Source organism: Amycolatopsis australiensis, from assembly GCF_900119165.1.
GTDB lineage: Bacteria > Actinomycetota > Actinomycetes > Mycobacteriales > Pseudonocardiaceae > Amycolatopsis > Amycolatopsis australiensis.
The window spans coordinates 268390-281762 of sequence record NZ_FPJG01000006.1; the positions used below are offsets into that span (position 1 = coordinate 268390).

Here is a 13373-nt window from a genome sequence, read left to right on the forward strand (position 1 = left end):
TCCCTCCCGGGAAGGCCCAACCATGCGAGCGACAGTCATCTACGGTGCCGGCGACGTGCGGGTCGAGACGGTCCCGGACCCGAAGCTGGTGGAGCCGACCGACGTCGTCCTGCGGGTCGTGCGGTCGTGCATCTGCGGCAGCGACCTCTGGCCGTACGCGGACATGAAGCCGAGCGAGCACGGCCGCCGGATCGGCCACGAGTTCCTCGGGGTGGTCGAGGAGACCGGCGCCGACGTCACGACGCTGAAGAAAGGCGACCTCGCCGTCGCGCCGTTCGTCTGGTCCGACAACACGTGCGAGTTCTGCCGCGAAGGGCTGCAGACGTCGTGCCTGCACGGCGGCGGCTGGGGCGCGAAGGGCGTCGACGGCGGCCAGGGCGAGGCCGTACGCGTCCCGCAGGCCGACGGCACCCTCGTCAAGCTCCCGGACACCGAAGACGCCGGCCTGCTCGCGTCGTTCCTCACGCTGTCGGACGTCTTCTCGACCGGGCACCACGCCGCGGTGAAGGCGCGCGTGCGCCCGGGACAGAACGTCACCGTGATCGGGGACGGCGCCGTCGGCCTCTGCGCGGTTCTCGCGGCGAAACGGCTCGGCGCCGACCGGATCGTCCTCATGGGACGCCACCGGGCGCGCACCGACCTCGGCCGCGAGTTCGGCGCCACCGACGTCGTCGCCGAGCGCGGCGAAGAGGGCATCGAGAAGGTGCGGGAGCTGACGAACGGGCGGGGCACGCACGCCGTCCTCGAGTGCGTCGGCACGAAGGCCGCGTTCGAGATGGGCGTCGGGGTCGTGCGCGCGGGCGGGGAGGTCAGCCGGGTCGGCCTGCCACAGTACGAAGAAGGCCCGATCGGCGTGGGCGTGTTCCGCCGCAACGTCACCGTCACCGGCGGCGTCGCCCCGGCCCGGCACTACATCCCCGAGCTGCTGCCGGACGTCCTCGACGGCAAGTACCAGCCCGGGAAGGTGTTCGACCGCACCATCGACGTCGAGGGCGTGCCGGACGGCTACCGCGCGATGGCGGCTCGCGAAGCGCTGAAGGTGCTCATCGAGCCGTGACCCGTCCGGGTGGGGGTCCGGCGGCGGGCCACCCACCCGGATTACGTTGGTACGCATGGACATGATCACCCCCGAGCCGCGCCCCGCCTGGATCGCCGGCCGCCCGGAGCCGGGCGCCACCACCCTCGTCGTGCACCACCCGTACGACGGCAGCGAGGTCGCCACGGTCGCGGTGCCCGGGCCGGAGCAGGTCGAGCGTGCGGTGACCGCTGCCGTCTCGGTGGCCAAGGACCTGCGGCGGACCCCGGCGCACGTCCGCGCGGGCGCGCTGGAGCACGTCTCCCGCGTGCTCGCCGCGCGCGCCGAAGAGATCGCCGAGGTGATCACCGCCGAGAACGGCAAGCCGCTCAAGTGGGCCGAGGCCGAGGTCAAGCGCGCGGTGTCGGTGTTCCGGATCGCCGCCGAAGACGCCCGCCGGTTCACCGGCGACGTCCAGCGGCTCGACACCGATCCCGCGGGCGAGGCGCGGCTGGCGCTGACCCGGCGCGTGCCGCGCGGGCCGGTGCTCGGCATCGCGCCGTTCAACTTCCCGCTGAACCTCGTGGCCCACAAGGTGGCGCCGTCGCTGGCGATCGGCGCGCCGATCATCGTCAAGCCCGCGCCGCGGACTCCGCTGTCGGCGTTGATCCTCGGCGAGATCCTCGCCGAGACGGACCTGCCTGAAGGCGCGTTTTCCGTGCTGCCGCTGGGAAACGAGGAGACGCAGCGGCTCGTCGCCGACCCGCGGCTGCCCGTCGTGTCGTTCACCGGCTCGGGCCCGGTCGGCTGGTCGCTCAAGGACGCCGCGCCGCGCAAGCACGTCGTCCTGGAGCTCGGCGGGAACGCGGCCGCCGTCGTGCTGCGGGACTGGCCGGACCCCGAAGGCGCGGCGCAGCGCATCGCGACGTTCGGCAACTACCAGGCCGGGCAGTCGTGCATCGCCGTGCAGCGGGTGATCGTGGACGCCGCCGTCGCCGGCGAGTTCGTGCCCGCGCTGCTGGAAGCGGTGCAGGCGCAGCGGACCGGCGACCCGTACGACCGCAACACCGACGTCGGCCCGGTCGTCGACGAAGCCGCCGCCGAGCGGATCGTCGCGTGGGTCGACGAGGCCGTCGCCGCGGGCGCGAAGGTCCTCACCGGCGGCACCCGTGACGGCGCGACGGTCGCGCCGACCCTGCTCACCGACGTCCCGCCGGACACCAGGGCGTGGGCCGAGGAGATCTTCGGGCCGGTGCTCGCGGTGTCCGTTGTGGACGGTGTGGACGACGCCTTCCGGGCGGTGAACGCCTCCGCGTATGGCCTCCAGGCCGGCGTCTTCACCACCGACGTCCAGCTCGCCTTCCACGCGTCCGCGGAGCTGGAGGTCGGCGGCGTGATCATCGGTGACGTCCCCTCCTACCGCGCCGACCAGATGCCCTACGGCGGCGTGAAGGGCTCCGGCGTCGGCCGTGAAGGCGTCCTCGCGGCGATGCACGACCTGACGGAGGAACGCGTCACCGTCTTCACCGGCATCGACCTCTGACTCAGGACTGGATGCCCTGCCCGAACCGGAAGACGTTGAAGGGGTCGTACTTCTTCGCGACGTCGGCCAGCCGCTTGGCGTTGTCGCCGTAGTAGGCGGTCTTCCAGTCGGGCAGGTCCGGGTCGATGTAGTTGACGTACCCGCCACCCGCGCCGGCCGCGGCGAGCCCGGTGACGACGTCGTCCACCGACTGCGTCACCTGTGTGCGGTTCTTCGTCGTGGCCGGCGCGTAGATCTGCACGCTGGCCAGCGCGTCGCGGTGCCAGAACGCCGTCGCGTCCTTCGCCGGCTCGGCGACCTTGCCGCCGAGGCCGTCGATGAGCAGGTCCATCCCCGCCCGCCCGTCGGCGAGGGCGACGACCTTCGCCGCGTCGACCGGGGTGGTGATGATCCGCGACGACGCCACGAACGACTGCCGGGCCGAGCTGCCCTCGAAGTACTTCATCGCGCCGAGGTAATCGAGGCTGCGCACGACCCGCTGCGCCGGCCGCGCACCGGCGTTGGTGGTGAGGTTGTTCAGCAGCGTGTTCAGCCCGGCGGCGCCACCGACGTAACAGCCGCCGACGCGGCACTGGACCGGCGAACCACCCGAGAGCACCAGGTTGGCCCACAGCTCGGGCGGCATGGCGGCGATCCACTGCTGCCACGCGGCGAGCACGTCGGCCGCGGAACCGGCCGGGAAGTGCAGCGAGAACACCGTCAGGTCCGGCGCCGGATCCGTGTCGAAGGTGAACTCGGTGACGATGCCGAAGTTGCCGCCGCCCCCGCCGCGCAACGCCCAGAACAGGTCCGGTTCGGAGTTCGCGGACGCCGTGACCACCCGGCCGTCGGCCGTGACGACCTGCGCGGAGACCAGGTGGTCGCAGGTCAGGCCGTACTTGCGGGCCAGCACGCCGATGCCGCCGCCGAGGGTCAGCCCGGCGATGCCGACCGTCGGGCAGGAGCCGGCGGGCAGCGCGCGCCCGGCCCCGGCCAGGCCGGCGTAGACGTCGTGCAGCTTCGCCCCGGCGCCGATCACGGCCTGGCTGCCGCGGACCTCGACCTTGTTCAGCGCGGAGACGTCGATGACCAGCCCGCCCTCGGGGACGGAGTAACCGGCGTAGCTGTGGCCGCCGCTGCGCGCGGCGAGCGTCACGCGGCCGGCGGCGGCCTGGACGCACGTCTGGACGTCCTGGACCGTCGCCGCCGTCGCCACCGCGACCGGGTTGTTGCCGTCGAAGAGCGAGTTGAAGCCGCGTTTGGCGGCCGAGTAGCCGTCGCTGGCCGGGCGCAGCAGGCCGCCGGTGAGCTTCGTGCGCAGGTCGTCCCAGTTCGGCGGGCCGCTGGGCGGCCGGCTCGCGGGCGGCCCGGACGTCACCGGCGGTGGCGGCGCGGTCGAGGCGACGGGCGCGGAGGGGCCGCCCGGCCCGCACGCGGCCGCGACGGCGCCGGCGGCCGACACGCCCGCGACCCGCAGGAACGCCCTTCTGTCCATATGGTCGGAGACGTGCGGCCGTCCGGCGGGTTGCCCGGTCACGCGACCGGCCTGCTCACGCTGTCCACATCGGACTCCTCGCTGCCGGGGAGGCCCAGTTTAGGACGGGCCCGGGCCTGCGCGCGCCCTCGACCGGTACACGGCGGACGGTGCCGGCGAGTTCACGCCCAGGCGGGGAGCCGCGGCACGTCGCCGTCGAGGGCCGCGCCGTCGGAACGGCCGGTGAGCCAGGCCAGCAGCTGGCCGGCGGACCCGCTGACGGTCACCCCCGGCGCGGCACCCATGGTCCACTCGAAGCCGCCGCCGGCCAGGCGCAGTGCGGGCAGGTGCGCGGCGCGGGAGGTGATCGCGTGCTGGACGACGTCCTCGGTGAGCGGGCCGAGCAGGCCGAGCACCCGGTCCAGGTCGTAGCCGCGGTCGAGGTCGGCGAGGTGGATGGTCAGCTCGGACAGCCGCATCCGCGCGACGACGGCCCCGGTGACGGGTGCGCCCTGCCGGTTGCGGGCTTCGCGCGCCCACGCCTCGTCCGGCATCGCGGCGGCGTACTGCTCGAACCGCCCGGCCGACGCGACGAAGTCGGCCAGGATGTCGGCGGCACCGCGCCGCGCACCGGCCTCGATGTCGGCGTCGCGGGCTTCCGGACTGGCGTACATCGGGGTCTCGACGCCGGTGTTCGCCCACGTCAGCAGGTTGCGCAGGCCATCGGCGTTGCGGGCGAGGTGCGCCAGGACGTGCGCTCGCGACCAGCCGGGCAACGCGCTGGGCGCGCGCAGCTCGGGCTCGCCGAGGCCGCCGATGACCCGGGCCCATTCGTCGTCGAGCTTCCTGACCCCGTCGAGCAGTGCGTGCGCCTTCTCGGATGCCGTCGTCACGGCGCCGAGTCTAGGACCGGCGCAGCGCGGCCGGGGCGCCGGCGGGCACGGCCGGGTTCTTCGGCGCGACCGGCTCCAGCCGGACGTACGGCGCGTCCTGCGGCGGCCGCGCGTCCGGCTCGCCCTTGTTGGGCCAGAACGAAAACGCCCGCTCCGCCTGGGCGGCGATGGTCAGCGACGGGTTCACGCCGAGGTTGGCCGTGATCGCCGCGCCGTCCACCACCGACAGGCCCGGGTAGCCGAAGACGCGGTGGTACGGGTCGATGACGCCTTCCTCGGGTGTCGCGCCGATCGGGACGCCGCCGATGAAGTGTGCCGTCAGCGGGATGTCGAAGATCTCGCCCCACGTGCCGCCCGCGATGCCGCCGATGTGCTCGGCCGTGCGCTGGTTGGCTTCGTGACCGGCCGGGATGAAGCTCGGGTTCGGTTCGCCGTGGCCCTGCTTCGACGTGTACTTGCGCCGGCCGAACAGCCCGCGCTTGGTGTACGTCGTGATCGAGTTGTCCAGGCTCTGCATCACCAGCAGGATCACCGTGCGCTCGCTCCAGCGGTAGCCGTTGAGCATGCGCGCCGACTGCACCGGGTGCTTGAGCAGGAAGCGCAGGAGCTGCTGCCAGCGCGGCACCGGCGACGCGCCGTCGGTGGCGATCGTCTGCAGCAGGCTCATCGCGTTGCTGCCCTTGCCGTAGCGGACCGGCTCGATGTGGGTGTTCTCGTCGGGGTGGATCGACGACGTGATCGCCACGCCGCGGCTGAAGTTGCGGCTCTCGTCGACTTCGGTGCGCGCGGCGCCGATGATCGCCTCGGAGTTGGTGCGGGTCAGCTCGCCGAGCCGGCGCGACAGCTTCGGCAGCGTGCCGGTGTCCTTCATCCGGTGCAGCAGGTTCTGCGTGCCCCACGTGCCGGCCGCGAAGACGACCTTTTCGGCGGTGATCGTGGTCCGGAAGCGCCGGGACGTCGTCCCGGTCTTCTTCAGGTCGACCGCGTACCCGCCGTCGATCGGCCGCACCGACGTCACGGTGGTCAGCGGGATGACCTTCGCGCCGTCCTGCTCGGCGAGGTAGAGGTAGTTCTTGACCAGCGTGTTCTTCGCCCCGACGCGGCAGCCGGTCATGCAGGAGCCGCACTCGGTGCAGCCGACGCGGTCCGGACCGGCGCCGCCGAAGTACGGGTCCTTCACCCGCTCGCCGGGCTTGCCGAAGTAGACGCCGACGGGCGTCGGGTGGAAGGAGCCGGCGACCCCCATGTCCTTGGCGACCTCGCGCATCACGACGTCCGACGGCGTGATCGTCGGGTTCGTGACCACGCCCAGCATCCGGCTCGCCTGGTCATAGTGCGGCGCGAGCTCGGCCTCCCAGTCGGTGATGTGCGCCCATTGCCGGTCGCGGTAGAACGGCTTCAGCGGCCGGTACAGCGTGTTCGCGTAGACGAGCGACCCGCCGCCGACGCCCGCGCCCGCCAGCACCATGACGTCGTTGAGCATGTGGATGCGCTGGATGCCGTAGCAGCCGACCTGCGGCGCCCACAGGTAGCGTTTGAGGTCCCACGACGTCTTCGCGAACTCGTCGTCGGCGAACCGGCGGCCCGCCTCGACGACGGCTACCCGGTAGCCCTTCTCGGTGAGCCGCAGCGCCGCGACGCTGCCGCCGAACCCCGACCCCACCACGACGACGTCGTAGTCGAGGCCACCCGCACTGGTGGTGGTGTTACTGGCAGTCACACCCTGAGCGTAACCCGGGGCCCTCGTCCTGACCAGAGGTAAGTTACTCGCCAGTCACGGTTGTCCGACGGCAATTGTGGGTATCTACCACGGTGCTCGATGTCCGCGTCGCCGATTCACCGGCGGCGGGACACGATTTCCGGGAGGGACCACATGCGCCCCCAGCAGCTCACCGGTTGGCACAAATCGAGCCACAGCCACTTCGAGGAGAACGCCTGCGTCGAGGTCGGCACCGGTCCCGGTGTCGTGGGCGTGCGGGACACCAAGCAACCGGAGCCCCGCCCGATCCTCACCTGCTCGACGACCGCATTCGCGGCGTTCCTCGACCACCTCACCGGCGGACGGTGAGCCCCACCCGCTGGAACTCCTTGAGGTCGGAGTAGCCCGTCTTCGCCATCGCGCGGCGAAGCGCCCCGAAGAGGTTCACGACGCCTTCCGCGTCGGACGACGGCCCGAACAGCAGGGTCTTGAGGTCCACGGCGTAGTCCGGCCCGGCCGCCACGCGCGAGCGCGGCAGCGACGGGTGCGCGGCCGCCGCCGTCCAGTAGAGGCCCTGGCCGGGCGCGTCCGACGCCGCGGCCAGCGGGGCGCCGAGCATGACGGCGTCCGCGCCGCACGCGATGGCCTTCGCGATGTCGCCCGACGTCGTCATGCCACCGTCCGCGAGCACGTGCACGTACCGGCCGCCGGTCTCGTCGAGGTAGTCGCGGCGGGCGGCCGCGGCGTCGATGATCGCCGTGGCCATCGGGACGCCGATGCCGAGGACGCGGTCGGTGCTGGTGACACCGGGCGTGTAGCCGTGGCCGACGATGACGCCCGCGGCGCCGGTCCGCATGAGGTGCATCGCCGTGCGGTAGTCGCTGACGCCGCCGGCGATCACCGGCACGTCGAGGCGGCCGATGAACTCCTTGAGGTTCAGCGGCTCGGCGTCGCGCTGCACGTGCTCGGCGGAGATGATCGTGCCCTGCACGACGAGGATCTCGACGCCGGCGGCGATGAGGTCCGGCGTCAGCTCGGCGGCGTGCTGCGGGCTCACGCGCGCGGCGACGGTGACGCCGGACTCGCGGATGGTCTTGATCGCCTCGGTCAGCAGGTCGAGCCGGATCGGCGCGGCGTGCAGCTCCTGCAGCACGCGGCCGACCGCGGTCGCGTCCTCGAGGTCCTCGGCCGCGCGGACCAGCTGGAAGATGGCGTCCTCGACGTTGGCGTGCCGCGCCCAGAGACCTTCGGCGTTGAGCACGCCCAGCCCGCCCAGCTCACCGACGGCGACCGCGGTGCCGGGCGAGACGGTCGCGTCCGTCGGGTGCGTGACGAGCGGTAGGTCGAAGCGGTACGCGTCGATCTGCCAAGCGGTGGACACCACCGACGACGACCGGGTCCGCCGCGACGGCACGATCTCGACGTCGTCCAGGTCGTACGCCCGCCGCGCGGTGCGGCCCATCCCGATCTCGACCAGGTCCCGCACGTGAAGCCTCCTCCGACGACGACAATCTGCCGTGCCCCATTGTCGCTAGGCCGCGTGGGTGACCCGCGCACGGGGGTTCCAACCGCCCGGAGCAAGCGCCCCAATGCGGCCTTGGTTGCGTCTTGCGCACCGAAGGCCGCCTTGGTTGCGTCTGACGCACCGAAGGCCACATTGGGGCGCTTTTGGACCCTCACAGCCGCACGAACACCGCCACCGGGGCCAGCACCGCGCCCAGCGCGAGGGCCAGCCAGGTCGCCACCGGCGGGTAGACGTTCAGCCGGACCGCACCGAAGTACACCGCGCCCAGCGCCAGCAGCGCCGCGACGATCAGCAGCACCGGACGCACCACTCCCGGGCGCAGGTCGACCACGCCGCCGCCGGCGTGGAGATAGGCGACCGCGCCGTCCGCCGTCGAGACGTCGAGCGCCACCGGCTGTCCCGGCGGCAGGTCGAGGCCGGCGCTGACCGCCGTGATGCGGTAGCGCCGGTTTCCCGCGTCGACCGCGATGGTGTGGCTCACCGCGTCGTCGTCCCCGCCGACCGGGAGCGCTCCCCGTTCGTGGGACACGACGTGCCCGTCGACGCGGTAAGTGGGCGCGTCCCGGCCGGCCAGCACCTGGCACATCAGGCAGACGACTCCGCCGAGGCACAGCGAGACGAGTGCGACGGCCGTGAAGAACACCTTGCGCAGCACGCGCGCGAAGCGGCTGACCGTCATGTCCTTCAGTGCACACCACGGCGGCCACGCAAGGCGATAGACCGATTACCGTAAGCACGCTAGGTCACGGGAACTCAGAAGGAGACCTTCTCCACGGAGTCCGAACGCAGTACCGACTCCTGCCGGAACTGCTTCTTGTAGTCGGCTCGCAGCCCTTCGATCTCCCGTTCGGCGTCCCGGTCGGTGAACGGGTACAGCAGCACGATCACGTGCGTGTGCTCCCGCACGATCGCTCCCGTCCCGCCGCGCCACTGGCCGGTCCCGTCGAGCCGGGTGAAGCCGTCCGGGAACGCCGGGGTGATCTCGCGCTCGGCGAACGCGGCGAACTCCGGGTCGGTCACCTCGGTGCCGTCCGGCTTGCCCGTGCCGAAGAACAGCTCGGTGCGTTTCCAGAGCTCGCCCGGTGACTGCACGGCCGGCGTGGCCGGCGAAGGCGTCGAAGCGGCCGATGCGGCGACACCGCCGCCGAGTCCGAGCACGGCCGCGGCGGCGGCGGCCACCACTGTCCGTCGGGAGATCGCCATCCTGGTCATGGGCCGAGTGTCGCGGCCCATGACCAGGGCGCGAAACGACCGGAAGGGCGGACTAGCGGGTCGTGTAGTTCGGCGCCTCGACGGTCATGGTGACGTCGTGCGGGTGGCTCTCCTTGAGCCCGGCCGCGGTGATCCGCACCAGCTGCGCATCCTGCAGCTCCGCGATCGTGTTCGCGCCCGCGTACCCCATGCCGGCCCGCAGGCCGCCGACCAGCTGGTGCACCACGTTCGCCAGCGGGCCGCGGAACGGGATCCGGCCCTCGATGCCTTCGGGGACCAGCTTGTCCTCGTTCAGCACGTCGTCCTGGGCGTAGCGGTCCTTCGAGTACGACTTGCCCTGGCCGCGCGACTGCATCGCGCCGAGCGAACCCATGCCGCGGTAGACCTTGAACTGCTTGCCGTTGACCAGGATCAGGTCGCCGGGCGACTCGGCGGTGCCCGCGAGCAGGCTGCCCAGCATGACCGTGGACGCGCCGGCCGCGATGGCCTTCGCGATGTCGCCCGAGTACTGGATGCCGCCGTCGCCGATCACCGGGACGCCCGCCGGGCGCGCGGCCTGGTCGGCTTCGTAGATCGCCGAGATCTGCGGGACGCCGACGCCCGCCACGATCCGGGTGGTGCAGATCGAGCCCGGGCCGACGCCGACCTTGATACCGTCCGCGCCCGCGTCGACCAGCGCCTGCGCGCCCGCCCGCGTCGCGACGTTGCCGCCGACGATGTCGACCGACTCGCCGAGTTCCTTCTTCAGCAGCGACACCGTGTCGACGACCGCGCGGGAGTGCCCGTGCGCCGTGTCGACCATCAGCACGTCGACCCCCGCGTCGGCCAGCGCCATCGCGCGCTTGTGCCCGTCGACGCCGACGCCGACCGCGGCGCCGACGATGAGCCGGCCGTCCGGGTCCTTCGTCGCCTTCGGGTACTGCTCGGTCTTGACGAAGTCCTTGACCGTGATCAGCCCGCGCAGCTTGCCGGCGCCGTCGACGATCGGCAGCTTCTCGATCTTGTGCCGGCGCAGCAGGCCCAGCGCCGCGTCCGCCGACACGCCGACCTGCGCGGTGACCAGCGGCGCCCTGGTCATCACCTCGGACACCGGGCGGCTGTGGTCGACCTCGAACCGCATGTCGCGGTTGGTGATGATGCCCACCAGCGTCCCGGCCGCGTCCGTCACCGGCACGCCGGAGATGCGGAACCGCGCGCACAGGGCGTCGACCTCGGCCAGCGTCGCGTCCGGCGAGCAGGTGACCGGGTCGGTGACCATGCCGGCCTCCGACCGCTTGACCACCTCGACCTGCGCGGCCTGCTCGTCGATCGGCAGGTTGCGCTGCAGCACGCCGATGCCGCCCTGGCGGGCCATCGCGATCGCCATCCGCGCCTCGGTGACGGTGTCCATCGCGGCCGAGACCAGCGGGATGCCGAGGGTGATGTTCCGGGTCAGCCGGGTGCTCGTGTCGACCGCGCTGGGCACGACGTCCGATTCGGCCGGCAGCAGCAGCACGTCGTCGAAGGTCAGGCCGAGCATGGCGAACTTGGCCGGAACGGGGGCGGTGATGCCGTCGCTGGTCATAGCGGGTGAAGGGCCTTCCTGGCGCGGGATGAGCGGGGTCGCCGCGTTCGATTCGGGATCAGTGGCGGCGACTCGGAGCCTTCTCCTCATGATATCCGCCGGGCGGCCCCGCCCCGGGTGGTGGGCGAGCCGCGGGGACCGGCGGGTACCGTGCAGGCCGTGGCGCATGATGTCCTGCCTCCAGACCCGTTCGCGGACGACCCGGACGACCCGGCCCGCGCTTTCGGAGACCCCGAGGACCGGCTGGACGAGCCGATCAGCGACTCCGAACGCACCGAGCTGCTCGCCGACCTCTCGGATCTGGCCGTCTACCAGGCCCTCCTTGAGCCCCGTGGGATCCGCGGCATCGTCGTCGACTGCGGCGAATGCGACGAACCGCACTACCACGACTGGCACCTGCTGCGGGCCAGCCTGGAGCAGCTGCTGGCCGACGGGCGGATGCGTCCGCACGAGCCGGCCTACGACCCCAACCCCGGCGACTACGTGAGCTGGGACTACTGCCGCGGCTTCGCCGACGGCGTCACGGCCAACGAAAGCGCCTACTGAGAGACCAGGAAAAAGCCCCTGGTGACGTTGCTCACCAGGGGCTTCTTCGTGTCCTTCGGTCCTACTGGCCCGCGCCGACGCTCTGCTGGGCGCCGCCTGCCGACTCGCTGCGGCCGGTGTTCGTGCCCGGGTCGTTGCCACTCGCGGCCGTGGTGGTCGGCGGAGGCGGCGTCGTGGTGGGCGGAGGCGGCGTGGTGGTCGGCGGCGGGGGTGTCGGGGTCGGCGTCCCGGTGCCCGGCAGGCTGGTGGTGCCGCTGCCGCTGCCCGGGATGGACGTCGCCGAGCCGGCCGGCGGCACCTGCGTCGACGGGACACCGGGCGGCGCCTGCGGCGACGACGTCTGGATCGGGCCCTGGACCGGCGCGTCCGGCTTCTGCAGCTGCGCAGCGAGCTGGCGGTGCTGCTCCAGCAGCTGGTCCCGGTTGTCTTCGTCGCTGACCTGCGACAACGCGGCCTGGGCGGCGTCGAGGGCCTCGCGCGCGGCGGCGAGGTTGCCGCCGGCGATGGCCAGGTTCGCCTTTTCGAGGTCGAGCTTCGCGTTCGCGGCCGCCTCGACCGAGCGGGTGTGGTCGGAGTAGAGGACCTTCGCGAGGCCCCACAGGGTGTCGCCCGGCTGCGCGGAGCGCGCGGCCAGCCCTGTCCCGGTGAAGGCGATCGCCAGCACGGCGGCGGCGACGGCGACCGGGACGAGCAGCCTGCGGCGGCGTCCGCTCGAAGCGTGCTTCTTCGCGAGGTTGGCGGTGGTGACGGTCCGCACGGCGGTGTCGACGTCGACCAGCTCGGCCAGCGGCTCGCTGTCGATGTCTCTTCGCCACGCCACCAGCAACGCGTTGAGCTCCTGGTCGCCGAGACCGTCGGCCAGTGCCGGGTCGGACCCGCCGAGCGCGTCGAGCAGCGCGTCGTCGGCCTGGACGGCCGACAGGTCGGCGGCGAACTCCGCCTCCGACGCCGACAGGCCACTGCCGAAGACGTCGTCCGGCTCGAACCCCTTCTCGTGACCGGTCACTCAGATCACCTCCTCCGCGGCCAGGACCTTTCTCAGCCGCGCGAGGGCGCGGTGCTGGGCGACGCGGACGGCGCCGGGGGTCGACCCCACGGCGTCCGCGGTCTCCTCCGCCGACAGGCCGACGACCACGCGCAACACCACGATCTCCCGCTGCTTGTCCGGCAGCACCTGCAACAACTGGGACATCCGCTCGTTCAGCTCACCTTGCAGCGCCCGCTGCTCGGGGCCCACCCCGCCCTCGATCTCGTCGGGGATCTCGGCCACCGGCTCGGCCCGGTTGCGCGCCGCCGCGCGATGCGCGTCGGCCACCTTGTGCTGGGCGATGCCGTAGACGAACGCCAGGAACGGGCGGCCTTGGTCACGGTACGAAGGCAATGCCGTTAGCACCGCGAGACACACCTCCTGCGCAACGTCGTCCGCCGAAGCGAACGATCGCTCCTGCCTGCCAACCCGGGCGCGGCAATACCGCACTACCAGTGGACGGATAGCCGCCAGCAGCCGCTCCACTGCCTGGGGATCTCCCTCGACAGCAGCGGCGACTGGCTCATCCAGTCCATCCCCCACATTGGCCATCGCAGACAACAGTCCCAGTGTTACGTGTAGGTGGGCAAAGAACCCGGCCCGTGGTCGCCTCCACCGCGCGCCGGAGACCGCTACCGTACCTTCGGTCCGCTTCGGGGCGGCGCGCGCGGTGCTCCCGGGCGTGCCGCGGCCTCGGTAGCCGCGAAAACACGGATCGTGCTGCCGACCCGCGGTCGACGTCGCCGATTCAACGAGCGAAGGACGTCACGGGTACGAGATCCGTCGGAGGGACGGGTGCCCGGGCGGGCTTCCGGCCCGGGGGCTGCCCCGAAGGGCGCCGGAGTGTGATGGGGACCACAAGGGTACGGGCCAGGGCGGTGCGCCCTGGCCCGTCG

The 13373-nt window shown here is 72.4% G+C and carries 13 protein-coding genes; 4 read left to right on the forward strand and 9 right to left on the reverse strand.

What is annotated here, in order from left to right; translation table 11 throughout:
• Nucleotides 1-22 precede the first annotated feature (22 nt).
• The gene (locus BT341_RS02315; protein WP_072474693.1) at nt 23-1057 is read left to right on the forward strand and encodes a zinc-dependent alcohol dehydrogenase family protein; all 1035 of its coding nucleotides are present in this window, start codon (nt 23-25) and stop codon (nt 1055-1057) included.
• Between the two features lie 55 nt (nt 1058-1112).
• Nucleotides 1113-2558, forward strand: a complete 1446-nt coding sequence (locus tag BT341_RS02320; protein WP_072474694.1) for an aldehyde dehydrogenase family protein — start codon at nt 1113-1115, stop codon at nt 2556-2558.
• 1 nt (nt 2559) lies between these two features.
• Here BT341_RS02320 and BT341_RS02325 read toward each other — a convergent pair whose 3' ends face one another.
• From BT341_RS02325 to BT341_RS02335, 3 genes are all read right to left on the reverse strand, one after another.
• Nucleotides 2560-4032 carry an FAD-binding oxidoreductase gene (locus BT341_RS02325; protein WP_072474695.1) on the reverse strand — a complete coding sequence of 491 codons (1473 nt, stop codon included), beginning with the start codon at nt 4030-4032 and terminating at the stop codon, nt 2560-2562.
• Nucleotides 4033-4193: 161 nt separating this feature from the next.
• Nucleotides 4194-4904: a maleylpyruvate isomerase N-terminal domain-containing protein gene (locus BT341_RS02330; protein WP_072474696.1), complete on the reverse strand. Its 711-nt coding sequence runs from the start codon at nt 4902-4904 to the stop codon at nt 4194-4196.
• A 10-nt stretch (nt 4905-4914) separates the two neighbouring features.
• Nucleotides 4915-6624, reverse strand: a complete 1710-nt coding sequence (locus tag BT341_RS02335) for a GMC family oxidoreductase (RefSeq protein WP_072474697.1) — start codon at nt 6622-6624, stop codon at nt 4915-4917.
• A 153-nt stretch (nt 6625-6777) separates the two neighbouring features.
• Here BT341_RS02335 and BT341_RS02340 point away from each other — a divergent pair, with 153 nt between their 5' ends.
• Nucleotides 6778-6972: a DUF397 domain-containing protein gene (locus BT341_RS02340; RefSeq protein ID WP_072474698.1), complete on the forward strand. Its 195-nt coding sequence runs from the start codon at nt 6778-6780 to the stop codon at nt 6970-6972.
• Here BT341_RS02340 and BT341_RS02345 read toward each other — a convergent pair.
• The 4 genes from BT341_RS02345 to guaB form a co-directional block, all read right to left on the reverse strand.
• The gene (locus tag BT341_RS02345) at nt 6956-8089 is read right to left on the reverse strand and encodes a GuaB3 family IMP dehydrogenase-related protein (RefSeq protein WP_072474699.1); all 1134 of its coding nucleotides are present in this window, start codon (nt 8087-8089) and stop codon (nt 6956-6958) included. The two genes, BT341_RS02340 and BT341_RS02345, sit on opposite strands and share 17 nt — an antisense overlap.
• Before the next feature lie 190 nt (nt 8090-8279).
• Entirely contained in the window at nt 8280-8807 is a 528-nt protein-coding gene (locus BT341_RS02350) for a hypothetical protein (protein ID WP_072474700.1), read from the reverse strand.
• Between the two features lie 74 nt (nt 8808-8881).
• Nucleotides 8882-9340: a DUF3574 domain-containing protein gene (locus BT341_RS02355; protein ID WP_084742723.1), complete on the reverse strand. Its 459-nt coding sequence runs from the start codon at nt 9338-9340 to the stop codon at nt 8882-8884.
• Nucleotides 9341-9392: 52 nt separating this feature from the next.
• Complete coding sequence (guaB, locus tag BT341_RS02360; RefSeq protein ID WP_072474702.1) at nt 9393-10904, reverse strand: IMP dehydrogenase; 1512 nt, start codon at nt 10902-10904, stop codon at nt 9393-9395.
• A 150-nt stretch (nt 10905-11054) separates the two neighbouring features.
• On the opposite strand from guaB, the gene BT341_RS02365 reads away from it, so the two are divergent.
• Nucleotides 11055-11450 carry a DUF5319 domain-containing protein gene (locus BT341_RS02365; protein ID WP_072481743.1) on the forward strand — a complete coding sequence of 132 codons (396 nt, stop codon included), beginning with the start codon at nt 11055-11057 and terminating at the stop codon, nt 11448-11450.
• 61 nt (nt 11451-11511) lie between these two features.
• On the opposite strand, the gene BT341_RS02370 is transcribed toward BT341_RS02365, so the two are convergent.
• Both BT341_RS02370 and BT341_RS02375 read right to left on the reverse strand, forming a co-directional pair.
• A complete protein-coding gene (locus tag BT341_RS02370) occupies nt 11512-12456 on the reverse strand; it encodes an anti-sigma-D factor RsdA (protein WP_072474703.1) in 945 nt (314 codons plus the stop codon).
• The gene (locus BT341_RS02375; RefSeq protein ID WP_072474704.1) at nt 12457-13029 is read right to left on the reverse strand and encodes a sigma-70 family RNA polymerase sigma factor; all 573 of its coding nucleotides are present in this window, start codon (nt 13027-13029) and stop codon (nt 12457-12459) included. It lies immediately after the preceding gene.
• Nucleotides 13030-13373 lie beyond the last annotated feature (344 nt).

What these genes read in the sequence shown, in the direction of transcription:
- BT341_RS02315 (WP_072474693.1), top strand. Translation starts at nt 23, where the DNA reads ATGCGAGCGACAGTCATCTACGGTGCCGGCGACGTGCGGGTCGAGACG.
- BT341_RS02320 (WP_072474694.1), top strand. Translation starts at nt 1,113, where the DNA reads ATGGACATGATCACCCCCGAGCCGCGCCCCGCCTGGATCGCCGGCCGC.
- BT341_RS02325 (WP_072474695.1), bottom strand. Translation starts at nt 4,032, where the DNA reads ATGGACAGAAGGGCGTTCCTGCGGGTCGCGGGCGTGTCGGCCGCCGGC.
- BT341_RS02340 (WP_072474698.1), top strand. Translation starts at nt 6,778, where the DNA reads ATGCGCCCCCAGCAGCTCACCGGTTGGCACAAATCGAGCCACAGCCAC.
- BT341_RS02350 (WP_072474700.1), bottom strand. Translation starts at nt 8,807, where the DNA reads ATGACGGTCAGCCGCTTCGCGCGCGTGCTGCGCAAGGTGTTCTTCACG.
- BT341_RS02355 (WP_084742723.1), bottom strand. Translation starts at nt 9,340, where the DNA reads ATGACCAGGATGGCGATCTCCCGACGGACAGTGGTGGCCGCCGCCGCC.
- guaB (WP_072474702.1), bottom strand. Translation starts at nt 10,904, where the DNA reads ATGACCAGCGACGGCATCACCGCCCCCGTTCCGGCCAAGTTCGCCATG.
- BT341_RS02375 (WP_072474704.1), bottom strand. Translation starts at nt 13,029, where the DNA reads ATGGCCAATGTGGGGGATGGACTGGATGAGCCAGTCGCCGCTGCTGTC.